At 34.4% G+C, this 26,186-nt stretch carries 27 protein-coding genes; 21 read left to right on the forward strand and 6 right to left on the reverse strand.

Annotated features, from left to right (window positions below; all coding sequences use genetic code 11):
- Positions 1-24: 24 nt before the first annotated feature.
- From OEV82_RS00755 to OEV82_RS00800, 10 genes are all read left to right on the forward strand, one after another.
- Positions 25-165: a YqzL family protein gene (locus OEV82_RS00755; RefSeq protein ID WP_173660248.1), complete on the forward strand. Its 141-nt coding sequence runs from the start codon at positions 25-27 to the stop codon at positions 163-165.
- 37 nt (positions 166-202) lie between these two features.
- Positions 203-952 carry a DNA repair protein RecO gene (recO, locus tag OEV82_RS00760; protein WP_263060688.1) on the forward strand — a complete coding sequence of 250 codons (750 nt, stop codon included), beginning with the start codon at positions 203-205 and terminating at the stop codon, positions 950-952.
- A gap of 116 nt (positions 953-1,068) precedes the next feature.
- The gene (locus OEV82_RS00765; protein ID WP_317630467.1) at positions 1,069-1,704 is read left to right on the forward strand and encodes a helix-turn-helix transcriptional regulator; all 636 of its coding nucleotides are present in this window, start codon (positions 1,069-1,071) and stop codon (positions 1,702-1,704) included.
- 20 nt (positions 1,705-1,724) lie between these two features.
- Positions 1,725-2,528 (forward strand): pyruvate, water dikinase regulatory protein, encoded by an 804-nt coding sequence (locus OEV82_RS00770; RefSeq protein ID WP_263060689.1) that lies wholly within the window; start codon positions 1,725-1,727, stop codon positions 2,526-2,528.
- 400 nt (positions 2,529-2,928) lie between these two features.
- Complete coding sequence (gene dnaG / locus OEV82_RS00775; protein ID WP_263060690.1) at positions 2,929-4,731, forward strand: DNA primase; 1,803 nt, start codon at positions 2,929-2,931, stop codon at positions 4,729-4,731.
- A 21-nt stretch (positions 4,732-4,752) separates the two neighbouring features.
- Positions 4,753-5,883, forward strand: a complete 1,131-nt coding sequence (rpoD, locus tag OEV82_RS00780) for an RNA polymerase sigma factor RpoD (protein WP_173660259.1) — start codon at positions 4,753-4,755, stop codon at positions 5,881-5,883.
- A gap of 229 nt (positions 5,884-6,112) precedes the next feature.
- Entirely contained in the window at positions 6,113-7,252 is a 1,140-nt protein-coding gene (locus OEV82_RS00785) for an acyl-CoA dehydrogenase (protein ID WP_173660261.1), read from the forward strand.
- A gap of 194 nt (positions 7,253-7,446) precedes the next feature.
- On the forward strand, positions 7,447-7,806 hold the full coding sequence (gene cccA / locus OEV82_RS00790; protein ID WP_263060691.1) for a cytochrome c550: 360 nt from the start codon (positions 7,447-7,449) through the stop codon (positions 7,804-7,806).
- Positions 7,807-7,947: 141 nt separating this feature from the next.
- Positions 7,948-8,676, forward strand: a complete 729-nt coding sequence (locus OEV82_RS00795) for a tRNA (adenine(22)-N(1))-methyltransferase (RefSeq protein ID WP_317630466.1) — start codon at positions 7,948-7,950, stop codon at positions 8,674-8,676.
- Positions 8,651-9,772, forward strand: a complete 1,122-nt coding sequence (locus OEV82_RS00800; protein ID WP_263060692.1) for a Nif3-like dinuclear metal center hexameric protein — start codon at positions 8,651-8,653, stop codon at positions 9,770-9,772. Before OEV82_RS00795 ends, OEV82_RS00800 begins: the two co-directional genes overlap by 26 nt.
- Before the next feature lie 36 nt (positions 9,773-9,808).
- Here the strand turns inward: OEV82_RS00800 and OEV82_RS00805 are convergent, their stop codons facing one another.
- Positions 9,809-10,756, reverse strand: a complete 948-nt coding sequence (locus tag OEV82_RS00805) for a 4-hydroxy-3-methylbut-2-enyl diphosphate reductase (RefSeq protein ID WP_263060693.1) — start codon at positions 10,754-10,756, stop codon at positions 9,809-9,811.
- A gap of 205 nt (positions 10,757-10,961) precedes the next feature.
- The gene (locus OEV82_RS00810; protein ID WP_263060694.1) at positions 10,962-11,612 is read right to left on the reverse strand and encodes a YqfQ family protein; all 651 of its coding nucleotides are present in this window, start codon (positions 11,610-11,612) and stop codon (positions 10,962-10,964) included.
- Between the two features lie 192 nt (positions 11,613-11,804).
- Here OEV82_RS00810 and OEV82_RS00815 point away from each other — a divergent pair, with 192 nt between their 5' ends.
- Positions 11,805-13,112: a DEAD/DEAH box helicase gene (locus OEV82_RS00815; protein ID WP_263060696.1), complete on the forward strand. Its 1,308-nt coding sequence runs from the start codon at positions 11,805-11,807 to the stop codon at positions 13,110-13,112.
- Between the two features lie 21 nt (positions 13,113-13,133).
- Entirely contained in the window at positions 13,134-14,030 is an 897-nt protein-coding gene (locus OEV82_RS00820; protein ID WP_173660279.1) for a deoxyribonuclease IV, read from the forward strand.
- 56 nt (positions 14,031-14,086) lie between these two features.
- Here OEV82_RS00820 and OEV82_RS00825 read toward each other — a convergent pair whose 3' ends face one another.
- Positions 14,087-14,341 carry a DUF2624 domain-containing protein gene (locus OEV82_RS00825; protein ID WP_173660281.1) on the reverse strand — a complete coding sequence of 85 codons (255 nt, stop codon included), beginning with the start codon at positions 14,339-14,341 and terminating at the stop codon, positions 14,087-14,089.
- A 178-nt stretch (positions 14,342-14,519) separates the two neighbouring features.
- Between OEV82_RS00825 and OEV82_RS00830 the strand changes: the two genes are divergently transcribed.
- Genes OEV82_RS00830 through OEV82_RS00840 form a run of 3 tightly spaced genes read left to right on the forward strand, consistent with a single transcriptional unit; the run spans position 14,520 to position 16,572 of the window.
- Positions 14,520-15,293 (forward strand): metal ABC transporter ATP-binding protein, encoded by a 774-nt coding sequence (locus OEV82_RS00830; protein ID WP_263060697.1) that lies wholly within the window; start codon positions 14,520-14,522, stop codon positions 15,291-15,293.
- Positions 15,293-16,135 carry a metal ABC transporter permease gene (locus OEV82_RS00835; RefSeq protein ID WP_263060698.1) on the forward strand — a complete coding sequence of 281 codons (843 nt, stop codon included), beginning with the start codon at positions 15,293-15,295 and terminating at the stop codon, positions 16,133-16,135. The genes OEV82_RS00830 and OEV82_RS00835 overlap by 1 nt, the downstream gene beginning before the upstream one ends.
- Positions 16,136-16,152: 17 nt before the next feature.
- Complete coding sequence (locus OEV82_RS00840) at positions 16,153-16,572, forward strand: Fur family transcriptional regulator (RefSeq protein WP_173662309.1); 420 nt, start codon at positions 16,153-16,155, stop codon at positions 16,570-16,572.
- 68 nt (positions 16,573-16,640) lie between these two features.
- Here OEV82_RS00840 and OEV82_RS00845 read toward each other — a convergent pair whose 3' ends face one another.
- Positions 16,641-17,210, reverse strand: a complete 570-nt coding sequence (locus tag OEV82_RS00845) for a hypothetical protein (RefSeq protein ID WP_263060700.1) — start codon at positions 17,208-17,210, stop codon at positions 16,641-16,643.
- 167 nt (positions 17,211-17,377) lie between these two features.
- Between OEV82_RS00845 and OEV82_RS00850 the strand changes: the two genes are divergently transcribed.
- Positions 17,378-17,770 (forward strand): DUF4190 domain-containing protein, encoded by a 393-nt coding sequence (locus tag OEV82_RS00850; RefSeq protein WP_263060701.1) that lies wholly within the window; start codon positions 17,378-17,380, stop codon positions 17,768-17,770.
- A 41-nt stretch (positions 17,771-17,811) separates the two neighbouring features.
- Here OEV82_RS00850 and ispG read toward each other — a convergent pair whose 3' ends face one another.
- Both ispG and OEV82_RS00860 read right to left on the reverse strand, forming a co-directional pair.
- The gene (gene ispG / locus OEV82_RS00855) at positions 17,812-18,915 is read right to left on the reverse strand and encodes a flavodoxin-dependent (E)-4-hydroxy-3-methylbut-2-enyl-diphosphate synthase (RefSeq protein ID WP_263060711.1); all 1,104 of its coding nucleotides are present in this window, start codon (positions 18,913-18,915) and stop codon (positions 17,812-17,814) included.
- A 128-nt stretch (positions 18,916-19,043) separates the two neighbouring features.
- Positions 19,044-19,367 (reverse strand): LysM peptidoglycan-binding domain-containing protein, encoded by a 324-nt coding sequence (locus tag OEV82_RS00860; RefSeq protein WP_263060702.1) that lies wholly within the window; start codon positions 19,365-19,367, stop codon positions 19,044-19,046.
- 367 nt (positions 19,368-19,734) lie between these two features.
- Here OEV82_RS00860 and OEV82_RS00865 point away from each other — a divergent pair, with 367 nt between their 5' ends.
- The 5 genes from OEV82_RS00865 to OEV82_RS00885 form a co-directional block, all read left to right on the forward strand.
- The gene (locus OEV82_RS00865) at positions 19,735-21,384 is read left to right on the forward strand and encodes a Na/Pi cotransporter family protein (RefSeq protein WP_263060703.1); all 1,650 of its coding nucleotides are present in this window, start codon (positions 19,735-19,737) and stop codon (positions 21,382-21,384) included.
- Positions 21,385-21,529: 145 nt separating this feature from the next.
- Complete coding sequence (sodA, locus tag OEV82_RS00870; RefSeq protein WP_263060704.1) at positions 21,530-22,135, forward strand: superoxide dismutase SodA; 606 nt, start codon at positions 21,530-21,532, stop codon at positions 22,133-22,135.
- A gap of 153 nt (positions 22,136-22,288) precedes the next feature.
- Positions 22,289-23,518: an MFS transporter gene (locus OEV82_RS00875; protein WP_263060705.1), complete on the forward strand. Its 1,230-nt coding sequence runs from the start codon at positions 22,289-22,291 to the stop codon at positions 23,516-23,518.
- A 219-nt stretch (positions 23,519-23,737) separates the two neighbouring features.
- A complete protein-coding gene (locus OEV82_RS00880) occupies positions 23,738-25,840 on the forward strand; it encodes a peptidoglycan D,D-transpeptidase FtsI family protein (protein WP_263060706.1) in 2,103 nt (700 codons plus the stop codon).
- A 148-nt stretch (positions 25,841-25,988) separates the two neighbouring features.
- A partial coding sequence (locus OEV82_RS00885; RefSeq protein WP_263060707.1) for a hypothetical protein occupies positions 25,989-26,186 on the forward strand: 198 nt, incomplete at its 3' end.

Consider the following 26,186-nt stretch of genomic DNA (forward strand, 5'->3'; position numbering starts at 1 on the left):
AAAATTTGAAAGGTGGAGATTTCCATGTTAAATTTTACTTGGAAGGTTTTTACCCAAACAGGAGATATTGATACGTACCTTCTTTATAAAGAATTAGAAAAGGAAATGGAAGCAACACCGGATGATGAAATCGAACTAGCAGATACAGATCTTCCTGTAACGTAACTTAAAACCTTAAGATAGAAATAGTAGGTGACCTTCTTTGATGAAAAAAATCGAAGGGATTGTTTTACGATCGATCGATTATGGAGAGTCGAATAAAATTATCACGATTTTTTCGAGGGACTTAGGAAAATTCGGTGCTGTGGCAAGAGGGGCAAAAAAACCGAAAAGTCGGCTTGCCTCTGTGTCACAGCCTTTTACTTATGGACATTTTATTTGTATGATAGGCAATTCTGGACTGGCGACGATCCAACAGGGTGAAGTGATTGACACGTTCAGGGGAATTAAAGAAGACCTTTTCTTAACTTCATACACAGCTTACATTGCTGAGCTACTTGATAAAGGAACAGAGGATAGAAATCACAATCCATTCTTGTTCGAATTACTTTACCAAACAATGAAAGCCATTGAAGAAGGGCATGATCCAGATATTTTAAAAAATATATTTGAAATAAAAATGTTAACAGTTTTAGGGTTTCATCCTTCATTAGATCATTGTGCCATTTGTGGAAGTAATCATGGCCCTTTTGTTTTTTCTATTAAAGAAGGTGGAATTCTTTGTGAACGATGTTCTCACCATGATCGTTTTTCGTTAAAAGTTCAACAAGTTACCCTCAAACTTTTACGGTTATTTTATTATTTTGATTTAAATCGACTTGGGTCCATAAATGTGAAAGATAAAACAAAGAAAGAATTGGACCTATGTATATCTGCTTATTATGATGAATATTCCGGTATATATTTAAAGACCAAGAGGTTTTTACAACAATTAGACAAACTGAAAAAATGAATTTGTAATTTGAAATTTTTCTAAAAAAGAATGAGTTGAAGGAACATAATCTTTCGTTCGACAGAAAATAGTATATAATATTATTATATATGTTATATATTATTATTCTGTTGTAGGTGGTGAGAACGATAGAACTTAGTGATCGTCAAGAAAAGATTATTGAAATAGTGAAAGAAAGTGGTCCGATTACAGGTGAGAAAATTGCTGATCGATTAAATTTAACACGGGCAACTTTAAGACCAGATTTAGCTATATTAACAATGGCCGGATTCTTAGATGCAAGACCACGTGTCGGTTATTTTTATACAGGAAAAAGCAGTACCCAATTACTATCGGAAAGTGTTAATAAAATAAAAGTTAATGAGTATAAATCCATACCCGTCGTTGTCAATGAAAATGTTTCAATTTATGATGCCATTGTTACCATGTTTTTAGAAGATGTGGGGACTTTATTTGTTGTAGATGATAAAAGTCTATTAGTGGGTGTCCTTTCCAGAAAAGACTGTTTACGAGCTAGCATCGGTAAACAAGAATTGAATTCAGTTCCTGTACATATTATTATGACTCGTATGCCGAATATTACAACTTGTAAAAGTGATGATTTATTAATTGATGTTGCTGAAAAACTAATTGAAAAACAAATTGATTCGATCCCAATTGTTAAAGAAAAGGAAGAAGGACTAGAGGTAATCGGGAGAGTAACTAAATCGAATATTACCAAAGCGTTTGTCACCCTATTTAAAAAAGATTGAACAAGGAGATGACCAAACACATGGCAAGACCACCGATATATATCGTCAGCGATTCAGTAGGGGAAACGGTTGAATTAGTCACGAAGGCAGCAATGAGTCAATTTAACGGTTCCAAAGCTGATATGAGAAGAGTTCCCTTTGTGGAAGATACAAGTACAATTGATGAAGTTATAACACTTGCAAAAGTAAATCAAGGAATTATTGTTTTTACATTAGTTAAACCAGAAATGCGTCGCTATTTAGCTGAAAAAGCTGCGGCAGAGAATATTTTTGCCTTTGATGTGCTTGGTCCTTTGTTAGATAAGTTCCAAGAAATATCAGGTGTCGAACCAAAGAATGAACCGGGGTTAGTACGAAGACTGGATGAAGATTATTTCAAAAAAATTGAAGCGATCGAATTTGCGGTTAAATATGATGATGGTAAAGATCCAAATGGAATTTTAAAGGCAGATATCGTACTACTCGGTGTATCACGTACATCAAAAACTCCATTATCCCAATTCTTAGCCTTAAAACGATATAAAGTTGCTAATGTACCAATCGTACCGGAAGTCGATCCACCAGAAGAACTTGAAAAGATTGACCCAAAAAAATGCATCGGATTAAAGATAAGCCCTGATAAATTAGCGCATATACGTAAGGAAAGGTTATTGTCACTTGGACTTGATGAAACAGCATATTATGCCAATCTGGAACGCATAAAAAAAGAACTTGCCTATTTTGAAAAAATCGTCGAAAAGATTGGTTGTCATGTTGTCGATGTTACGAATAAAGCTGTTGAAGAAACGGCAAATGTAATCATTGAACTATTAATGAAAAATTAAAATTTTATCGTAAATGAATTTTATAGGCTTAAGAAAAAGGTTGTTTATTTATAGACAACCCTTTTTCTTGTTCGCATATTTTTTTGTGGAAAATTTCTTCAAAATATACTATAATAAAAAATTGTATGAAAAATTGTCTAAAAAGAGGTTTAGATTAAAGCAATATAGAATAGACTATTTAGTGTAGAAAGTCAAGTAAAAAAATATATTCGACAAAGTATTCTTTTTATATGTGAAAAATGTCTTTAAAAGAAGGAATTTGTGGAGTGATGTAGAATAAGTAATATGCAATCACATAAAACTACATAACTTACTATCACACCGTCAAATTTTTTGTCGAAATTTGAAGGATTTCTCTTTTGAAAATAGAATATATATTTATATGGATGGAGATGTTCTCATGGCAGAACGTATTCCTGAGGAAATTATTAATGAGATTCGAAAGTCCGTTGACATCGTAGATATTATTAGTGAATATGTTCAGCTGAAAAAACAAGGACGTAATTATTTTGGGATTTGCCCATTCCATAGTGAGAATACGCCTTCTTTTTCCGTTTCTCCAGAAAAGCAAATCTTTCATTGTTTTGGTTGTCATGCAGGAGGCAATGTTTTCTCATTTTTAATGGATATTGAAGGAATATCTTTTCAAGAAGCTGCTATTCGGCTTGCTGAAAAAGCAAATATACCGTTGGAATTAAAAACAACTAGCAGTCATATGCGTTTACCAACGGAAACTGAGAAGATGATGAGAGCACACGAGCTTTTGAGACAGTTTTACCATCATATATTAGTGAATACGAATAAAGGTCAGGAAGCACTAGAATACTTACAACAACGGAATTTTACGAGGGAAATAATCGATTATTTTCAAATCGGTTATTGTTTAGATGAATGGGATACAAGCTTGAAGTTTTTAAAGGCAAAAGGTTTTGATGAAGACATTCTTGAAAAGGCTGGCCTTATTATTCGTGGTGAAAAAAACAATACGTATTTTGACCGGTTTCGCGGTCGTATTATTTTTCCTATTTCTGATTATAAAGGGAATACGGTTGCATTTTCAGGACGAGTGTTAGGGAATGGTCAACCTAAATATTTAAATAGTCCTGAAACTCCAATATTCCAAAAAAGTCAAACTTTGTTTAACTTTCATAATGCTCGGGTAGCCATACGTAAAAAACAATCAGTTGTGCTTTTTGAAGGATTTGCTGATTGTATTGCCGCTTTCAGTGCTGGAATTGAAAATGGAATTGGCACAATGGGGACGGCTCTAACTGAGGAACATATTCATTTAATAAAGAGAAATACGGATCAAGTCATTCTTTGTTTCGATGCAGATATGGCCGGACAAAACGCAACTTTAAAAGCAGGTGAAATGCTTTCAAATGCAGGTTGTGTAGTCCGAGTAGCAATCATTCCTGATGGCAAGGATCCTGATGAATACATTATTAAGAATGGTGCAGAGCTTTTCAAAAATGTAGTCATTGGTGGAAGCATTCCTTTTATGTCCTTTAAAATGAGGTTTTTCCGAATAGGAAAAAATCTTGACAATGAAGGAGATCGACTGGCTTATATCGAAAAAGTACTTGAAGAAATTAGTAAGTTAGACAATGCAGTTGAACGTGATATATACTTACGGCAACTAGCAGAAGAATTTTCCCTTTCTTTAGATGCTTTAAAACAGCAACAGCGAAAAATTTTCTATTCAATACGAAGGGAAACAACAAAGGATAATGCTGTAAAACAGCAAAAACTGTCGTTAATTAAGCAGGATAAAAAATTACCCCCTGCATATTATAACGCTGAGAGGTTGTTAATAGCCCATATGTTAAGAAATGCATCTTTTGCTATGAAAGTTCAAGATGCACTAAAACAAGTACCGTTTCATATTGATGAACACCAGGCGATCGTTACTTATCTTTATGCATTTTATGAAGACGGAAATGCACCAGATTTAAGCAATTTTTTAAATTTTATTCAGGATCAACACTTAAAGAATATTGTAGCTGAAATTGGAATGATGACAATATCTGAAGAAATTTCTGATAAGGAATTTAAAGATTATATTAAACAAATTTCTAATTATCATTATAAATTAAAAATAGAAAAAAAAATCGAAGAAGGTAAAAAGGCAGAGCGAGAAAAAGATTTTATAAAAGCTGCTGAAATACTAAAAGAAATTATCGCTTTAAAAAAGTCGCTTTAATTGTTGGAAGGAGGGGAACCAATGGCTGAAAAGTCAGCACGTTCCAAAGAGATTGATACAGAATTATCATTAGAACAAGCTAAAGAACAAATTACGGCTTTAGGAAAACAAAAAGGTGTACTTTCATATGATACCATTGCAGAAAAATTGAGCAAATTTGACGTCGATGCCGATCAAATGGATGAATTTTACGATCAATTAACAGAACAAGGAATTCAGTTGGTTGAACAAGAAATGAAAGATTCAGATTCTGATGATGTTGATATTGATGACGACAGTGAAGAAGAATTTGATTTAAATGATTTAAGTGTTCCACCAGGAGTGAAAATTAATGACCCGGTCCGAATGTATTTAAAGGAAATCGGCCGTGTTGATCTTCTTACTCCTGAGGAAGAGATTGCGCTAGCTGAACGTATTGCACAAGGAGACGAAGAAGCCAAAAGAAGACTTGCTGAAGCCAATTTAAGACTTGTCGTTTCCATAGCGAAAAGATATGTCGGTCGTGGCATGCTATTTTTAGATTTAATACAAGAAGGTAATATGGGATTAATTAAAGCTGTTGAAAAGTTTGATTATAAAAAAGGCTTCAAATTTAGTACTTATGCCACATGGTGGATTCGGCAAGCAATTACAAGAGCAATTGCTGACCAAGCAAGAACAATTCGTATTCCAGTTCATATGGTAGAAACCATTAATAAATTAGTAAGGGTACAGCGTCAATTGCTTCAAGATTTAGGTCGTGAACCAACACCAGAAGAAATTGCTGAAGAAATGGATTTAACGCCAGAAAAAGTTCGTGAAATATTAAAAATTGCTCAAGAGCCTGTTTCACTAGAAACACCTATAGGTGAAGAAGACGATTCTCATCTAGGTGATTTTATTGAAGATCATGAGGCTACCTCACCTGCAGATCATGCGGCTTATGAAATGCTTAAAGAACAACTTGAAGATGTTCTTGATACATTAACAGACCGTGAAGAAAATGTTCTACGTTTACGTTTTGGTTTGGACGACGGGCGCACACGTACCCTTGAAGAAGTTGGTAAAGTCTTCGGTGTAACACGTGAACGTATCCGTCAAATTGAAGCAAAAGCGCTAAGAAAATTAAGACATCCAAGTCGTAGTAAACGTTTAAAAGACTTCTTAGAATAACTTTTCCAAGGTTTGTCATTTGATGACAAGCCTTTTTTTATGTCTAAAATTACGAAGTAGTTAACTTGGAAATCCATTTAATCGCTTTCATAATCTATTTTAAATAAATGAAACTGAATTTGCAAATTTCATTTGAACTATTTTATAAATTGATTATACATTTAAAATATTCTAAAATCAATAGTAGCAACACTTTTAAAAATTGACAGAAGACAAGGGGGATATAACAGTGAATTGGGATTTGACAAGTGAACAACAATTAATTCAAAAAACGATTCGTGAATTTGCAGAGGAGGTCGTAGCTAAAGGAGCCATTGAACGGGATCAGACGAAAGCGTTTCCGAAAGAAATATTTCAACAACTGGCTGAATTAGGTATGCTGGGACTACCATTTCCAGAGAAATATGGAGGTGCAGGTAGTGACACGATTAGCTTTGCTATAGTCGTAGAAGAATTGAGTAAAGCATGTGCATCCACTGGAATTACATATTCTGCTCATATATCATTAGGAGCAGCTCCTATATATTTATTTGGTACAGAAGAACAAAAAGAAAAGTACTTAACTCCGTTATGTACAGGTGAGTCATTAGGTGCCTTTGGACTTACCGAACCGGAAGCTGGTTCAGATGCTGGTGGAACTAGAACAACAGCAACTTCAATGGGGGATTTTTATGTTATTAATGGGAATAAATGTTTTATTACAAATGCAAGTTATGCAAAATTCTTAGCACTCACCGCGATCACGGATAAAAATGGATCAGAAAAGGAAATTAGCGCCATCATTGTACCAACAGATGCAGAGGGATTTACGATTCGAGATAATTACGAGAAAATGGGGTTAAATGCCTCAAATACGACTGAATTAATTTTAGAGAATGTAAAAGTTCCGAAGGAAAATTTACTTGGTAAACGTGGACAAGGCTTTAAACAATTTTTAATTACTTTAGATGGAGGAAGAATTGGGATTGGCGCAATGGCTGTTGGTATTGCTCAAGCTGCCTATGAGAAAGCTTTAAAATATGCTAAAGAACGAAAACAGTTTGGCAAATCATTATCACATTTTCAAGCCATTCAATTTAAATTAGCGGATATGGCTTTAAAAATAGAATTAGCAAGAAATATGGTCTATAAGGCTGCATGGTTGAAAGATCAAGGAAGACCATTTACGAAAGAAGCAGCAATGTGTAAATTATACGCCTCAGAAGTTTGTATGGAGATTACTAGTCAAGCCGTTCAAATTCATGGTGGCTATGGATACATGCGTGAATATGAGGTAGAACGTTATATGCGCGATGCGAAATTGTTAGAAATCGGTGAAGGAACATCTGAAGTTCAACGGATGGTGATTGCAAGACAAATTGGTTGCTGATGATGCAACGATAATGTAAAACGAGGATTGTTCTATTCATCCTCGTTTTCTAATACAGAAAACATTTTGACAGAATTGTGAAATGTTTGGGTAAAACATACATAACACTTTAACTTCTTGTCTATTTCAAGTAAAATAAGAATAGTTTGTAAATACTTTTTATTTTTAGTATTCTCATAAAGGGAGAGTGGGAAATGAAAAGAAATGCATTATTTCCTTATATCTTAATTATGGTTTTTGGTGTCGGTCTAATTGTTGCATTATCATTAATCGGACTTTATTCAGGAAATGAAGAGGCAGAAGGTGAAAAAGATAGCGATTCAGCATTGTCAGAAGCAACTCCTGAAGAAATATATAGTCAAGCGGGTTGTATCAGTTGTCATGGAGAAAACTATGAAGGTGTGTCTGGCCCAGAACTAAAAAATGTTGATAAAAGATTAAGTGCAGAAGAAGTAAAAAATGTGTTAGTAAATGGTTCCGGTCCGATGCCTGGAAATTTAGTTCCTGAAGAAAAGTTAGATGAAATGGTAGAATGGGTTTTGTCATTAGAATAATTACATAAAACGCAGAAGGTTGCCACGCTTAGGCAGCCTTTTTCATGTTTGAATTTCTTTACCAATTCCTGTAAGTTTATATAATAGAAATGTTAAAGTAGAATAGATTTTTACAACTTAGAAAGAATGGTGATTTTACATATGATACAACTATCTAAACGCTTAGAAACCGTCGCTGAATATATTCCGAATGGGAGTATGTTAGCTGATATAGGTTCCGATCATGCGTATTTACCCATTTATGCTTATCAACACGATCTTATTAAAGGAGCTATAGCAGGTGAAATAGCGGATGGACCATTTACTTCGGCAAAGAAGAGTGTAAATGAATCGAATCTGTCTGAAGTTATTGAAGTACGAAAAGGAGATGGTTTATCAATCATAACTGAGAATGACCAAGTCGATTGTGTAACCATTTGTGGAATGGGTGGCTCCCTTATTACTTCCATATTAGAAAAAGATAAAGAAAAGTTAGTGAATGTTAATCGGTTAATTTTACAACCAAATATTTCAGCAAACGTAATACGACGTTGGTTAATTGAACAAAATTGGGAATTAGTTGCCGAAAGTATATTAGAAGAAGAGGGTCATATATACGAAATTTTAGTAGCAGAAAAAGGAGATCGTTATAAACCATATGAACTTGATAAATTAGATAAGGAAATATTATTTGGTCCATTTTTATTGAAAGAAAAATCACGACCTTTTTTAATAAAATGGCAACGGGAATATAAAGAGTGGACTCGAATTCTTGAACAATTAAATCAAGCTGTAGAAAACGAACAAATCCAACAGAAAAAACAACAGTTGAAAACGTTTATTGATTGGTATAAGGAGGAGATCGATGATGAAACAACCGAACGGTCATGAAATCATTCAATTGTTTGAACAGTTTGCCCCGAAACATTTAGCAATGGAAGGTGACAAAATTGGGCTTTTAATCGGTTCTTTGAATCAAAAAGTAAAAAATCTATTAATCGCTCTTGATGTGACAGAAGAAGTTGTAGATGAAGCGATTGCAAATGATGTGCAACTAATCATAGCTCACCATCCCTTGATTTTCAAACCTTTAAAAACAATACGGTTCGAAGATTCTTATGGGAAAATAATAGCAAAATTAATTAAACATGATATCGCCGTCTATGCTGCCCATACGAACTTGGACGTGGCAAACGGTGGGGTTAACGATTTATTAGCTGATGCTCTCGGTGTAATCAATACCGAGGTTTTAGTTCCTACGTATGAAGAACCGTTAAAAAAATTAGTTGTTTATGCGCCTATGGAAGATGCAGAGAAAATACGAAAAGTGTTAGGCGATAATGGAGCAGGTCATATTGGCAACTATAGTCACTGTTCTTATTCAAATGAAGGCATAGGGAGATTTCTACCAGGAGAAAACACCAATCCCCATATTGGCAAAATCGGTGAGTTAGAATCAGTACCTGAAGAAAGAATAGAAACCATTTTTCCTGCAACCCTCGAAAAGAAATTAATAAAAGCGATGTTAAAGGCACATCCATACGAAGAACCGGCCTATGATATTTACCCTCTTGATTTGAAAGGAAAAACTTACGGTTTAGGTCGAATCGGTTATCTTGAACAAGAAATGACGCTTGAACAATTTGCTTCTTATGTAAAAAAACAACTTGATGTGACGGGAGTTCGGATTACTGGGAATTTACAAGATAAAGTGAAAAAAGTAGCGATATTAGGTGGCGACGGTGGAAAATATTATACAACTGCTCTTCGTAAAGGGGCCGATGTATTTATTACAGGGGATGTGTACTATCATACAGCAATTGATGCAAAATTAGATGGGTTAAATATTATTGATCCTGGACATAATGTTGAAAAAGTAATGAAAAAAGGGGTAGCTAAAAAGCTGACAACAATGTGTCAAGAAAACCAATATGATGTCAATATTATTCCTTCTAAAATGAATACAGATCCGTTTTATTTTCTATAATTAAGATGCAACCGTGCAATTCGGTTGCATCTTTGTTTACAATGCTTTCTTTTTTACCTTCGGTAGTATTTTTGATAATGGAACTTTTCGTTCACGTACCCAAGTTTTCTCATCTTTTGGATCAAATTGTTCAAGAAATTGAATTACTTCCTTGGTAATTGGAGTTGGTGTGGAAGCACCTGCTGTCACAGCTACTTTTTTGGCATCCTTAATCCAAGCAATTTCTATTTCTGTCACGTCTGCAACTCGATAAGCTTTTGTACCTGCAATTTCTTCCGACACTTGTGCTAAGCGGTTTGAATTATTACTTTTTGGATCGCCAACCACAATTAATACATCTGCTTCACCTGCTTGTTTGGCAACTGCTTCTTGTCTTTGTTGGGTTGCTAGACAGATTTCATTATGCAATTCCGCTTGCGGATATTTTTTAAGACAAAAGTCCATAATATCTTTAACATCCCATTGACTCATGGTTGTTTGGTTCGTGATAATGATTTTATCATTATCAATTGATAATTGTTCTACATCTTCTATTGTCTGGACTAAGTGGACAGCGTGTGGGGCAACACCAACGGCTCCCTCTGGTTCTGGATGTCCCTTTTTACCTATATAAATAACATCGTATCCTGCCTTGGTTTTATCCTTAACTAATTGATGAGTTCTTGTTACATCCGGGCAAGTCGCATCCAGGGTAACAAGCCCTTTTTGTTTTGCTAATTCACGGACTTCTGGTGAAACACCATGAGCAGTAAAAATAACAGTTCCTTTATCAACCTTTTCTAATATTTCTTTTCTATTTTTACCATCTAATGTGATGATTCCTTCCTCTTCAAATGCTTCGGTTACATTAGAATTATGAACAAGCATACCGAGTATGTAAATTGGACGAGGTAAATTTTTATCTAAAGCGGCATTCCGTGCAATGACCATCGCATCAACTACACCGTAACAGTAACCACGGGGGGATATTTTGATAACCTCCATTTGTTCTCCTCCTAGTTTTTGTCAGACTATCTTTATTATATCGAAGTACACACCTTCTGACAAAGAGTATCTGAAAAAGCGTTCCAGTTGATAAAGTCCATGTTGTGAAAAATGACAAATGCATAAAATTAAGTGTTACAACTATTTGTTAAATAATAAAAAAGAAAACTCCCTAAGTTAGGAGTAATTTTGTGACCCATTTTCGTCAGATATAGATTTTTGGAATCGATTTTTTTTCTTTTAAATTTCTTGGATTTATTTGTTGCTTTTTTTTGTTTTCCTCATCTTTTTTACGATTATCTTTTTCGTTTACATGGTGTTCATCCCAAGCTTCACTAAAAAATTCATCATTAAAGATTTCCTCGTCATTGGTTTGATTCTTCTCTTGTGTTTCGTTTGATTCATTTTCAGATGGTGTTGACTCTGAATTTAATCCGCGATAAATTTTCCATAATGCAGGTAAATTTTTTACTAAAGGGCCGTACTGTTGGACCATTCCGCCAATTTGTTGACCGGTTCTTAAAATTTGCTGTGTTTGCCCCAAAAATCTTGATATGGAATCAGGGTTTAACCATGAGGCAACTCCCGTTTCTGCTTGTCTAGTAATGGGTCCAAATTGAAATGGATTAACTGGTTGAGGTTGCCTTTTATTCAATAACCTTGAAAGGAATCCACCGCCTCTATTTACCTGTTGGAAACGATTAGAAAAGCGAAATGGTCCTCTTCCTTGTCTCATTGGGTGATAATAAAAATTTTGTTGATACATTCTTTGAGGAACCATATAATTTGGATTATATTGTCTGTTACCAAAGCTTGGGAATGTATTCCTTGGTCTTTGTTGAAACCTTGGTGGCATTTCTATTCCTCCTCTGATCCAAAGCTCTTTCTTTTAACACAATATGCAATCACAGAAAAACCGTTAAGTATTTCTTTTGTATTATGATGACTATGGGTAGAGTTATTTTTTTGTTTTATTGTATAATACTAAGATGAAGCAAAAATTTTACACAAAAATATCGGCTTATAATAGTTAGGAGTTCGTTTACATATGAAAGAGACAAAATTTAAAAGGTTTCCGTTAAAACCATTTTTATATGAAGGTTTACAATCAATTGGTTTTTATGAACCAACAGATATACAAGAGAGAATTATTCCAAAAGCTTTAAAAAATAGTTCCGTAGTAGGACAATCACAAACAGGGACTGGTAAAACCCATGCCTTTCTTTTACCGATTCTCACAAAGATAGAGCCTGAGAACAGGGAAGTCCAAGCCGTTATTACTGCCCCGACGCGGGAGTTAGCCAATCAAATTTATCATGAAGTATTGAAACTTACGAAATTTTGTGAAAAGGATCAGATAATTTCAACCAAACTTTTAGTTGGCGGAACGGATAAGGCTCGTACAATTGAAAAGTTAAAACAGCAACCACATATTATTATTGGAACACCTGGTAGAATCTATGATTTAGTAAAAGAGCAAGCCCTTTTTGTCCATACCGCTCAAATGATGGTTGTTGATGAAGCGGATTTAATGTTAGATATGGGATTTTTAGAAGATGTTGATAAAATAGCGGGGTTGATGCCTGAACAGTTACAGATGTTTGTTTTTTCGGCGACGATTCCGGAAAATTTAAAGCCATTTTTAAAAAAATATATGGAAAATCCAGAATTTGTGCAGGTTGAACCGAAAAAACGGACAGCCAGTTCTATTGAGCATGTTCTTATTCCATATCGTCATCGTGAAAAATTGGATATTGTTGAGGATTTATTACAAATATACAACCCCTTTTTGGCGATTGTGTTTACCAACACGAAAAAGATGGCTGATATTGTTGCAGATGGGTTGATTGCACGGGGCATGAAAGTCGGGATTATCCATGGCGATTTATCGCCTCGCGAACGAAAAAAAATGATGAACCAAATCCGGAATTTGGAATATCAGTACATTGTTGCAACTGATCTTGCTTCTCGTGGGATTGATATCGAAGGAGTTAGTCATGTTATTAATTATGAATTACCAAATGACTTAAGTTTTTATATTCATCGTTCAGGAAGGACAGGTCGTGCTTCCTATACAGGTATTTCGGTGATTGTTTATGATGAGCAAGATGAAATCAAGGTATCAAAATTAGAGAAAATGGGGATTGAATTTAAAAATATGGACATTGTCAATGGTGAACTGATTGAAATACAAGATCGTAATTTCCGTAAAAAAAGAAAAAAGACAAAGCCTGACCTTGATCCAGCCATTATACACAAAGTGAAAAAGCCAAAAAAGGTAAAACCTGGATATAAAAAGAAATTGAAAGCTGAAATGGAAAAACAAAAAAGATTAATGCGAAGAAGAAATAAATAAAATGGGAAGAGGGGAACAAAAATGTTAAAAATTGGATCACATGTTTCAATGAGCGGGGATAAAATGCTCCTAGCAGCAAGTGAAGAAGCAGTATCTTATGGTTCAACCACGTTTATGATTTATACTGGTGCACCGCAAAATACGCGTAGAAAAAGTATAGAGAAGTTAAATATTGAAGCTGGACGGGCACATATGGAAGAAAATGGCATTCATGAAATTGTTGTTCACGCCCCTTATATCATTAATATCGGCAATACAACAAATCCAAGAACATTTCGTTTAGGAGTTGACTTTTTACAATCGGAAATAGAACGGACAGAAGCCATTGGTGCAAAACAAATTGTTCTACATCCAGGAGCTCATGTAGGGGCTGGTGAAGATGCTGGGATTAAAAAGATTATTGAAGGATTAAATGAAGTCCTTTCACAAGATGCCGATGTTCAAATTGCCTTAGAAACAATGGCCGGTAAGGGATCGGAATGTGGAAAAACATTTGAAGAGTTAGCGATGATTATTGAAGGGGTTACGAATAATGAACGATTGTCTGTATGTTTTGATACATGTCATACCAATGACGCTGGATATAATGTGAAAGAAGATTTTGACGGTGTCCTCAATGAATTTGACAAGATTATTGGTATAGATCGTATAAAGGTTCTTCATATTAATGATAGTAAAAATCCGATGGGTTCAAAAAAGGATAGACATGAGAATATTGGATTTGGCACTATTGGTTTTGAAGCCTTGAATTATATCGTTCATCACCCTCAATTAGAGAATGTTCCCAAAATATTAGAAACGCCGTATGTAGGGGAAGATAAAAACAATAAAAAGCCACCATATAAACATGAAATTGAAATGTTAAGAAATAAGAAGTTTGATGAAAATGTTTTAGAAAAAATAATGAATGCAGAATAACAATGATAGGGCTGCCGTGGTGGAGCCCTTTTCTTTATTTAGGGCAAATTTCTTTCTTAATTGATAAAATTAGAAAAAAGTTCATTCACTTTTTTGGCTGTTTCCGTTCCGGCAATTTTAGTAATTTCTTTTAATACATTGGTACGGTCCGTTTCATTAAAAATATCTATATTTTTTCCCTTTAAATATTGTGAAACCAGTTCTGCTTGTTCAAGGCTGACTTCAATATTGAATTGATAGGCGAACTTTTGCAATTCTTTCCCTGATATTCCGTTAATTTTTGCATTTATGATTTTCTCTAGAAATTTCATGGCATCTCCTCCCCATCCATACTTTATGTATATTCAATATAAAATGTTCCTAAAGGATTTATTAGTTAAATTTAAATCTCATTCTTTACAGTGCGTAGTAATTTTTGTATACTTAATTAGTTAAATCGTAATCATTCCTAAAAAGGTGAGGAATTTAGTATTAAAGAAGGGTGAAAGGATGAAAAATAAGGCACCAATTATAGAAATTAAAAATCTTTATTACCGTTATGCTAACGAAGATGTATTAAAAAATATTAATTTAACGATCCATAAAGGTGAATTTTTAGCTATTCTCGGTCCTAATGGATCAGGAAAATCTACATTAATCAAGTTGATGTTAAAACTATTGAAAAAACAAAAAGGTGAAATTTTGTTGTACGGTACTCCTATTGAGAAATATCAGGCCTGGGAAAAAATCGGTTTTGTCCCACAAAAAGCCAATGCTTTTAACTCTGGTTTCCCTGCAACGGTTTATGAAGTCGTTCGCAGCGGATTAACGAAAAAAACTGGAATGTTTCGTTTCTTTCCAAAAGATGTTAAACAGAGGGTACAGGAAGTTTTACAGGCTGTTGATATGGAAGATTTAATCCATCGGAACATAGGTGAATTATCCGGTGGGCAGCAACAACGAGTTTTTATCGCTAGGGCACTCATTGGTGAACCGGATATTATCATACTGGATGAGCCGACTGTTGGTATAGACCGTAAACGTGTTGACACATTTGTTCATCTGTTAGAAAGATTGAGCAAGGAAAAAAATATCACGTTAGTTATGGTTACCCATGACTTAGGTACTATCCTTGATAAAGCAAGTCATATTGCTTGGCTAAATCGCACATTGCATTTTCATGGTCCTGTACAAGATTTTCAAAATCTCGATCAAACAACAATAAAATCGTTTTATCAAACTGAATTTGAAACATTGGGCGAACAAATGGAGGAAAAATATTGATGTTTCATCACATATTTCAATATGAATTTTTACAAAACTCTTTTTTAACTGGAATGTTAATCGGAATCATTGCACCGTTACTGGGTGTTTTTATCGTCGTGCGGAAATTATCTTTAATTGCAGATGCATTGAGTCATATTTCGCTTTCTGGAATTGCAGCGACGATGTTAGCTGCTACTTACTCGCCAATTTTATCGACAATCAGCCCCTTATATGGAGGAATGTTGTTTTCAGTTATTGGGGCATTAAGTATAGAAAAATTAAGATCCGTTTATAAGCATTTTGAAGAATTAGCAATCCCGATCATTATGTCTATTGGTATTGGTTTAGGGGTCATTTTTATTTCTCTTGCTGACGGATTTAATCAAGATCTTTTTGGTTATTTGTTTGGGAGTGTAAGTGCAGTCGGTCGTACAGACTTATTTTCTATTTTCATTATCGGCTTACTTGTCGTTTTAACGATATTCTTTGTATTTAAGGAACTATTTTTGCTTGCCTTTGATGAAGAATTTGGAAAGGCACAAGGAATACGAAGCAGCACTGTTCATTTTATTTTCATCATTCTTGTTGCATTAGTTATAGCGATATCGATTCGCATAGTTGGTGTACTGCTTGTATCATCACTTATGACATTGCCAGTTGCTGCTAGTATGAGAGTGTCAAAAAGTTTTAAACAGACCATTTTTTTTTCAATCATATTTGGTGAAGTTGCCGTTGTTGGTGGATTAGTTAGTGCATTTTATTTAGATTTGGCTCCGGGTGGAACGATTGTTTGTATATTAGCAATCATCCTAATCATAACCATTTTGTTTACTAAGAAATTCAAATATAATGAAAGGTGATTGGGAGGAGAAATAATATGAAAGTTGATGAAGCAATTCAATTGTTAAAGGAACATGGATATAAATATACCGGCAAAAGGATGGAAATGCTTGATTTTTTGGCTGCACATGACAAGTATATGACAGCAAAAGAGATCTTAGAGGGGTTGAAAGATACTTATCCCAATATGAGTTTTGATACCATATATCGCAATCTTTCTTTATTTGAAGAACTTGGAATTATCGAAATAACAGAATTATCTGGTGAGAAACATTTCCGGTTTACTTGTACCCATGATGATCATCATCATCATTTTATATGTTTACAATGTGGCAAAACAAGACATATTGATTTATGTCCAATGGAACATGAGCATGTGCAAAATGAGTTGCAAGGTTATTCCATATCTGGTCATAAGTTTGAAATTTATGGGTATTGTAATGAGTGTAACGCCTAATCAATATACCTAATCAATATAGGAGGCTTCCAAAATGGAGCCTCCTATATTTATGATTATTGTCATAATTAATTATTGTTTAACCAATCATCAACCCATTTTTTTGCTTCTATCCATGATTGAACACGAATAACACCTTCCGGAAGAGGTTTCCGATTATAAGGTGTATCGAACAAAACAACGGGAATCTTACATTGTTCATGAATTTCGACTGCGTTTTCGTAGCGATCTTCAAAAAAGATATCAATATTCCACTCTTTTGCTGCTTGAACCTTATTATGGGAGCCTAACAATATAATTTCATCATATCGAATTTGATGTTGGTCAAGCCATGTTTTTGTTATTTCAAAGTTTTGTTTACTTCGAGCACTAATAAAATACATTTGATGTTTTTTATCCCATTCATTTAAAACGTCTTTTGCACCGGCGGCAATCGGAGACGCTTGATAAATTTTCCCTTCATTCTCTATATACCATTGATTAAATTCTTCTCGTGAAACGGGAACAAAAGGTGTTAAATCATATTGTGTAATATCATCTAACGTTAATTGTAACTTAAATCCTTCGTTTAAAAATGGGACGAGGGCATCTGGGGATGTGACAGTCCCGTCAATGTCTATTCCAAATCGTTTTTGCATGTTTTTACTCCTTTAAAGATGTATTTACAAATTAGTTTAACATAAATGGGGATATGTTCCATTGTTATATAAAGTTGAATTCAGTATATAAAGCAAAATATTAACAGTGTATTTCCTTCGTCTTTTGTTCAAACTATGAATGCTCCCAAAGAAAGTGAGGGGAAGTTATGGATCAAAATAATCATAATCAAACTCGATCCGAAAATGTCGATAACGATGTAAATAATGGTTATCGAGATTATTTAACTGGCTATAAAGATTATGATGATTACAACGAAGAAACCGCAGCTGAAATCTATGCTCCTGTTTCTGCACAAAGAGAAACGAATGAAGATATTGATAAAAATGAGCAGTCTGGAAAAGGTTTTGGCTATGTTGCTTTAGCGTTATCGATTTTATCCCTCTTCGTTACAAGTGCACCGGTTCTTTTTGGTGCAGCAGGTATTGTTTTAGGGTTTATTGCAAGAAATCGGGGAGCAACAGGACTTGGAAATTGGGCAATTGGTTTGGGAGCATTGTCTGTCGTAATTAGTTTGTTTTTAATTCCTTTCTTTTATTAATAGTGAAAGGTCAGTCCCCATTTTAGGGCCTGACCTTTTATTTATGCTTTTGTTTGTGAAATTTTTTCTTTTTCCTTTTCATAATATTCTTCGGCTATAGCATCAATTTCCTTTTTCAATTCTTCGACCATAATTTCTTCAGGGACTTTACGAATAATTTTTCCCTTTCTAAATAATAAACCTTCTCCTCGGGCACCAGCAATACCTATATCAGCTTCTCGAGCTTCTCCAGGACCATTAACTGCACATCCTAAAACAGAAACTTTAATTGGTGCTTTAATTTTTTGAATATACTCTTCTACTTCATTTGCTATACTAATTAAATCAATTTCAATCCGACCACAAGTTGGGCAAGAAACAAGTGTTGCTGCATTTGAGATTAATCCAAAGGATTTTAATAATTCCCGTGCAACTTTAACTTCTTCTACAGGATCTGCACTCAAGGAAACGCGAAGTGTATTTCCAATCCCTTTGCTTAAAATTGCACCTAAACCAGCCGCACTTTTTACCGTACCCGCAAATTGTGTACCGGATTCAGTAATTCCTAGATGAAGAGGGTAATTAAAGGCTTTTGCTGCTTTTTCATATGCTTCAATGGCTAAATTTACATCTGATGCTTTTAAAGAAACAATGATGTCGTGGAAGTTAAGCTCTTCTAAAATTTTAATGTGGTGTAAAGCACTTTCTACCATTCCATCTGCTGTCGGATAGCCATATTTTTCTAATATATGTTTTTCCAAGGAACCGGCGTTAACCCCAATACGTATTGGAATTCCTTTTTCTTTTGCAGCGTTTACAACAGCTTCCACTTTATCTCTTTTTCCGATATTTCCTGGATTAATTCGTACTTTATCTACGCCACCTTCAATGGCCTTTAAAGCATATCGATAATTAAAGTGAATATCTGCAACAAGGGGGATATTAATACGTTTTTTTATCTCTGGAATCGCATTGGCTGCTCGTTCATCTGGAACAGCAACACGTATTATTTGACAACCTGCTTCTTCTAATCGTTTGATTTGCGCAACGGTAGCTTCTACATCATGTGTTTTTGTTGTAGTCATACTTTGAATATGAACATGGTTATTTCCGCCAACCGTTAAATTTCCTACTTTAACTGGACGAGTTTTCGTACGATGCGTAATTTCACCCAAGATTATTCTCTCCCTTATATAGTAATCCATTTTTTACACATTTTGACATCATTCCTTCTTTTATCTACTATATTTTATCAGTCATTTATGCATTGTATCAAGAAAAACCATGACTCAAGTTATTCTGCTACTTTATCATAATATGGTATCCGATATATTTGTCCAGGTTGCATTTGCTCTGGACTAATTCCATTGTTTAAATAGATAAAGTCTTCCACAATTTGTTCGATCGGAATATGTTCAGGAAAAAATCCCCTGCTTTCAATCAGTGATACTAATGTGTCTCCTGGTTTAACAGTCACTTCAAAATATTTATAAGTCGTCATTGTTTCTTTTGACTCTTCTTGATTATGTTCAACTAAAGGAAGGGTTCCGTTTGTTAAATCAATAAAAACAGCATACATGATTAAAATGATTAATATCGTTCCAAAGGCTCTTTTCAATGGCATCACCTTTTTTTAATTTTTAAGAGAATTAAAACATTTTTAATAGATTATATTAATCATGTTTCGAACTAATTCCTTTCATTTTAAAGAAAAATTCCATCTATTTCATAGATCATTGCTAGTTTTCAGTAAATTTGGTTAAACACTTATAAGAATAAAGATTGTAAGAACTCAAATACTATGTTTAGTAATGAATTTGTCGTAATGGATCAGAAATATAAATGTAATAAAAACGAAATAAAGAATGAGATTGTTAAAAATATGTAAATTTTTGTCGATAGATATTTACAATCTGACATGAAATTTCATATAGTTTTATGGGGTTACATTTTATAAAAAAATTATAGGGGTTGAAATTGAACAAATGGATATTCAACAAATAATTTTTCAATTTATTGGTGGACTTGGTATTTTCCTTTTTGGTATTAAAGCAATGGGAGAAGGGCTGCAAAAGTCTGCTGGTGATCGTCTTAGAGATTTGTTAGATCGTTTTACAACGAACCCTATTAAAGGTGTTCTTGCCGGTATCGTTGTAACGATTCTTATTCAATCCAGTTCTGCAACAACAGTTATAACCGTTGGTTTGGTTAGTGCAGGGTTTATGAATTTACGTCAAGCGATCGGGGTTATAATGGGGGCTAATATTGGTACAACTGTTACAGCTTTCATTATCGGAATAGATATCGGAGAATATGCATTACCGATTTTAGCATTCGGTTCATTTCTACTCTTTTTCTTTAAAGCGAAAAGAGTTCAATATATTGGACAAGTTTTGTTTGGCTTCGGTGCACTCTTCTTCGGACTTGAATTGATGAGTAGTGGAATGAAACCATTACGTGACTTACAAGCCTTTCATGACTTAACCATTAGTATGAGTGATAATCCGTTCCTAGGTGTCGTAATTGGTACTGTATTTACCTTAATCGTCCAAAGTTCTAGTGCCACAGTTGGTATACTTCAAGGGTTATTCGCCGATGGTTTAATTTCATTAGATGCAGCTTTACCAGTTTTGTTTGGTGATAATATTGGCACAACGATTACGGCCGTTTTAGCATCACTCGGTGCATCTGTAGCGGCAAAACGTGCAGCATTAAGCCACGTTTTATTTAATGTCATTGGATCAACAATTTTCATAATAATTTTAATTCCTTTCACAGCATTTATTGAATTTATTCAAGGTTCATTAGGTCTCAATGAAAAAATGGTTATTGCCTTTGCCCATGGTGCTTTTAATGTGACAAATACATTGATTCAATTGCCATTCATTGCTGGACTTGCTTGGCTTGTTACGAGGTTAATTCCAGGTGAAGATTCCTATGTTGATTATAAAGCAAAACAATTAGATCCAGTTTTTATACAACAATCACCCTCTATTGCATTAGGTGCAGCAAAAGAAGAAGTTATTCGCATGGGACAATTAGTTCTTAAAGGTTTAGAAGAAGCTAAAAACTATTTAGATACTGGCAACGGTAATCATGCAGAGATTGCTTTACAGTTAGAAGATGCAGTTAATAATTTAGATCATAAAATAACAGGTTATTTAGTAGAACTCTCTGCTGCCCCTTTAAATGAACATGAGTCTAGAAAGCATAATAATTTAATGGATATGGTTCGGGATTTTGAACGACTAGGCGACCATTTTGAAAACATTATTGAACTTGGCGAGTATCAAGTAAATAATAAAGTGAAAATGTCGGAAGATGCAAAAGAAAATATTAATGATATGTATACGCTCGTCATTTCAACTTTATCTGAAGTGATTGATGCCCTTGACCAGGATGACTGGAAGTTAGCTGAAGATGTAATGAAAAAAGAAGAACGTATTGACCTTCTAGAAAGAAAATATAGAAAGCAACACATTCTTCGTGTAAATGAAGGAAGATGCTCTGCGCAAGCAGGTATTGTATTTGTTGATATCATTATTAATTTAGAGAGAATGGGCGACCATTGTGTTAATATAGCAGAATCGATTTTGGATGGTTTAGATCACTATCAAGAATATAAAACAGTATAATTTTACTGATTCAGATAGAGAAATGATGTAAATGTGAACAATTTTAGGCATTTAATTTGAATTCAAATGATCATTTTGCTAATCTTAAGATGTAGCTTTAGAGAGGCTAAAGCATATATTTACATATATGAAGGAGGAGTTAGTTATGGCATTCGAATTACCAAAATTACCTTATGCTTATGATGCATTAGAACCTCATATTGACAAGGAAACAATGAATATTCATCATACGAAACACCATAACACATACGTAACAAACTTAAATAATGCAGTTGAAGGAACAGAATTTGCAAATAAATCAGTCGAAGAACTTGTAGCAAACCTTGATGCTGTTCCAGAAAATATTCGTACAGCAGTACGCAATAATGGTGGTGGACATGCTAACCACTCCTTATTCTGGGAAATCCTTTCACCAAATGGTGGCGGAGAACCTACAGGTGAATTAGCAGAAGCAATTAAAGCTAAATTTGGCAGCTTTGAAGCTTTTAAAGAAGAATTTACAAAGGCTGCAACTGGTCGTTTTGGTTCTGGTTGGGCTTGGTTAGTAGTTAACAATGGTGAATTAGAAGTAACTAGTACACCAAACCAAGATTCACCATTAATGGAAGGTAAAACACCGATCCTTGGTCTTGACGTTTGGGAACATGCATATTACTTAAAATATCAAAATCGTCGTCCTGATTATATCGGTGCATTTTGGAATGTTGTTAACTGGGACGAAGTAGCAAAAAGATATAACGCTGCAAAATAATAAATATAAGTACGATAAGCTGACCTTGTTCCCAATAAGGTCAGCTTTTTTTCGTTTGAAAAAACTTTTGAAAATTATCCCTTATGAAAATAGAAATCGAAAAGTATATCTCCCCTTAATTAACAAACAATATAGTTTAAAGGGGAGACAATTATGATACAGAACAAGGTAAAAAAAATATTTGGAGATATAGAAATAACAAAAGATTTAATATTTTTACTCATTATCGGTGGGCTCTATTCGTTAAGTATAGCTTTATCAAACACGTTTGTTAATGTTTACATATGGAAACAAACGGAGGATTTTTTTCAAATTGCCATTTATAACTTAACGGTCGTCATTTTTCAGCCGCTTACTTTTATTTTGGCCGGTAAAATGGCAAAAAAAGTAGATCGTATGATTGTATTCAGAATCGGAATCATATTTTTAGCTGTTTTTTATGTGACCGTTTTGATCACTGGGACAAATGCAAACCGGTTTTTGATACTACTAGGTGCGATTCTTGGGATAGGGTACGGTTTTTATTGGTTAGCCTTTAATGTGTTAACTTTTGAAATAACGGAACCGGAGACAAGGGACTTTTTTAATGGATTTTTAGGAGTTTTAAATTCTGTAGGTGGCATGATCGGTCCTTTGTTAGCCGGGGTTATTATCTCTCGTTTAACAGGTTTTATTGGCTATACGATCATATTCATTATATCTTTAGGCTTATTCGCTTTAGCAACATTTTTGAGTTTTTTTATGTCAAAACGTCCGGCCGAAGGAAATTACTATTTTATAAAAATTTTGCATGAACGAAAAAGGAATAAAAACTGGCGACTTGTGACAAATGCCTCTTTTTTTCAAGGGATTCGGGAGGGTCTATTTGCCTTTGTTATCAATATTTATGTTTATATTGCAACGGGGAGTGAAATGGCGTTAGGTACATTTGCTTTCGTAAATTCCTTTGTTTCGTTTATAACATACTATTTTGCATCTCGCTACATAAAACTTCAATATCGAAATAGAGCGATGTTAATTGGTGGAATCATTCTGTTTAGTTCTGTGTTTTTGATCATTATTAAAGTAACATACCCACTTTTATTAATATACTCAGCAATGATCGCGTTTGCATATCCAATTGTACTCGTTCCATTCAACTCAACTTCATATGATATAATCGGAAAAAGTTGGAAGGCTCGAGAGTTAAGGATTGAATATATTGTTGTAAATGAATTGTTTTTAAATGGAGGAAGGGTTTGTTCTATTCTATTATTTTTAATTGCCGTTTCTCATTTAGCCGTTAAGCTTGTTTTACCGTATTTATTATTAATTTTAGGTTCAGGATACTTGTTCATCTATGTGTTCATTCGACATATAAACGTAAAAGAAATTCATTCATAATAATCTCATTTATGAAGAAGGGGGCTTGTTTCAAACGTTCAAACCTCCTTCTTCTTTTATGACTTTTATATTAAATTTATTACGGATGTTTATTTTTTATAGAAAAATGTCGAAAAATCGAATAGAATAGAGATTGGGTAAAAATGGTGTTCACAATTTTATACATACGTCAACAACTGGATGATTAGATAAAAACAATGATTAAGGGGTGGTGAACGATTGAGACATAAAAAGAAAAAAGAGAATAAAAAGAAAAGCCATCTGCCCACTAGGTTAAATTTATTATTCTTTGTCGTGTTTCTATTATTTTCTGGACTTGTGTTACGACTTGGTGTCGTTCAGATTGTGCAGGGGAAAGAATATAAAAAACAAGTGGAAATGACAGATGTCGAGTCGGTCAACTATTCCGTACCTCGTGGAGAAATGTATGATAATGACTATACAAAAATTGTCTATAATATACCGCAAAAGGCGATTACCTATACACCGCCTAAAAATCCTCAACCCAAGGAATTGCTCGAGGTAGCGAAAAAACTTGCACAATATATTCAAATGCCAAAAGAGGATATAAAAAAAGTTCGGGAACGAGATTTAAAAGATATTTGGTTGTTGGAACATGATAATGGGGAGGACTTGGTAACGAAGTCTGAGACTGAAAAATTAGATGATAAAGATATATATAAATTAAAACTCGATCGAGTAACCGAAGAACATATGAAAACCGTTGATAAAAATGTCGCTGCAATATATGGAAAAATATATAATGCTACTGCATTAACACCTACCATTGTGAAAAACAAAGATGTAACGGACGTCGAATATGCGATGATCAGCGAAAACCTAGGCGATTTACCTGGTGTAGATGTGACAACGGATTGGCAACGTGCTTATACTTATGATGATACGTTTAGAGGGATACTCGGTACAGTGAAAACAGGACTTCCTGAAGAAAAAGTTGATTATTATAAAGCAAAAGGGTATAGCCTGAATGACCGTGTTGGTTATACGTATTTAGAAGAATATTTAGAGGATATCCTTCAAGGTACGAAATCAAAAGTTAGAACGGTTACAAATAAACAAGGTGATGTAGTTGAGCAAGAAATTGTTTCTGAAGGGAAAAGCGGTAAGGATGTTGTATTAACTGTTGATATGGAATTTCAAGCAAAAGTCGAACAAATTCTTATGGAAGAAATCTTAAATGCGATTCCTTATCCGAACAACAATTACTTTAACAAAGCTTTCATAGTTGTCCTTAATCCAAAAACGGGTGAAATACTTTCCATGGCTGGTAAACAATATGATGAAAAAGCAAAGAGCTGGAGTGATTATGCCAGCGGGACATTTACATCCGCCTTTGAGCCAGGGTCTGTTGTTAAAGGGGCAACCGTTTTAATGGGGTATCAAGTTGGAGCTATTCAACCAGGGACGATTTTCCGAGACGAACCTATGCCGGTGAGGGGTCGTAGTCCGATTCGATCTGCAGGAAGGGCAATGGGTCCGATCAATGAAATTAAAGCATTAGAGCGGTCATCCAACGTCTATATGGCGAAAATTGTATATGGTTTGGCAGGAGATACTTATCGACCTAATGCGTCATTAAATTGGGATTATAAAAAACTTGCTGAAAAAATGCGTTACTATTATGCACAATTTGGTCTAGGTACAACAACTGGAATTGGCTTTGCCAATGAAGCAATCGGAGTTCAAAACGAGCCAGATAACCCAGGATTATTACTAAACTTCTCTTTTGGACAATTTGATACGTATACAACCTTACAATTAGCGCAATACGTGGCTACGATAGCTAATAATGGATATCGCATGAAACCGATGTTAGTAAAGGAAATACGTGAACAGAGTGTCGAAGGAGAAGGACTGGGTCCCATTATTGAAAAGTTTAACCCAGTTGTATTAAATCGTATTGATTTGAAACCAGAATGGCTTGAACGTGTACAAAGAGGATTTTATCAAGTGGTAAATGGAAGTGAAGGTACTGCTAAAGCTTACTTTAATAACGTTCCAGTGAAAGTTGCAGGAAAAACCGGTACAGCTGAATCTTATGTTTGGGATGAAAAACTTGAGAAAGGTGTTAAAACATATAATATCAATTTTGTCGGTTATGCACCATATGAGGATCCAGAAATTGCCTTTGCTATTGTTGCGCCAAACGTATATAATGATGGTGGGGCTCGTCTTCCATATAACATTTCAGCAAGGATAGGAGAACGGGTTGTTGAAGCTTATTATGAAACAAAAGAAGAGAAACAAGATCAATTAAACAATGAAACCGAACAAGAAGATACACAAGCCGAAGCGGAATAGACGTATATATAAAAACGGGGCTGTCCGAAAAGTCAATTTTTAATTGACCTTCGGTCTAGCCCTTTTGCTATTTAATGGTACAAAAAAATCGTCCTTTTTTGTAGAATGAAGTTGAGGAGACAACATTCAACAGAAAGGACGATTTTTTATGAATAATCAAATGACTATTCAAACAAATTATAACATGCAAATGGAACTAGCTCTAGAGGGAATAATTGAAAATGGAAATCAACCCAAAAAGAAACAAAAGAAACTTGTATTCCAGCCTTATAATAATAAACAAACAATGATGATTTTAGATATAGAAATGTTTGTTCCGGAAAATCACGTTGCACGTTTAGTAGAT

Origin of the sequence: Pallidibacillus thermolactis (assembly GCF_025660415.1) — a bacterium.
Lineage (GTDB): Bacteria > Bacillota > Bacilli > Bacillales > Caldibacillaceae > Pallidibacillus > Pallidibacillus thermolactis.